Genomic DNA, 605 nt, shown 5'->3' with positions numbered 1-605 from the left:
CTGGAAATAGCTCCTGAAAAAATTATTTATTCAAAATAATCGCAGCTTCCTTGGCAAAATAGGTCGAAATTAAACTTGCTCCTGCGCGTTTGATGCACATTAATTGTTCCATCATAATCTTGTCGTGATCGAGCCAACCTCTTTCGGCAGCGGCTTTAATCATTGCATATTCGCCTGAAACATGGAAAACCGTGACCGGAACATTCACGGCATTTTTAACCTCTCGAACGATATCTAGATAAGCAATTCCTGGTTTTACCATTACCATATCGGCTCCTTCTTCAACATCCATTAACGCTTCTTTTATGGCTTCGATGCGGTTGGCGTAATCCATTTGATAGGTTTTTTTGTCTTTTGGTACTTCGACATCGGCTACTTTTGGCGCAGAATCTAAGGCGTCGCGAAATGGTCCGTAAAACGCTGATGCGTATTTGGCAGAATAGCTCATAATTCCCACATTATGGAAACCTGCAGCATCTAAACCTTGGCGTAAACGCAAAACACGTCCGTCCATCATATCGCTTGGCGCTACAAAATCGGCTCCAGCTTGTGCGTGAGAAACTGCCATTTTTACTAAAGCATCGTTGGTTGCGTCGTTGGCGATC

Annotated in this window: 1 protein-coding gene; it reads right to left on the bottom strand. The window is 43.3% G+C overall.

The window, feature by feature from the left end; translation table 11 throughout:
• Window positions 1–22 precede the first annotated feature (22 nt).
• A partial coding sequence (gene hemB, locus DIU01_RS06610; RefSeq protein ID WP_290832721.1) for a porphobilinogen synthase occupies window positions 23–605 on the bottom strand: 583 nt, incomplete at its 5' end.

The sequence above is a fragment of the Flavobacterium sp. genome, assembly GCF_003525665.1.
In the GTDB taxonomy this organism is placed as follows: Bacteria; Bacteroidota; Bacteroidia; order Flavobacteriales; family Flavobacteriaceae; genus Flavobacterium.
This window is presented reverse-complemented; position numbering and strand designations above follow the sequence as displayed.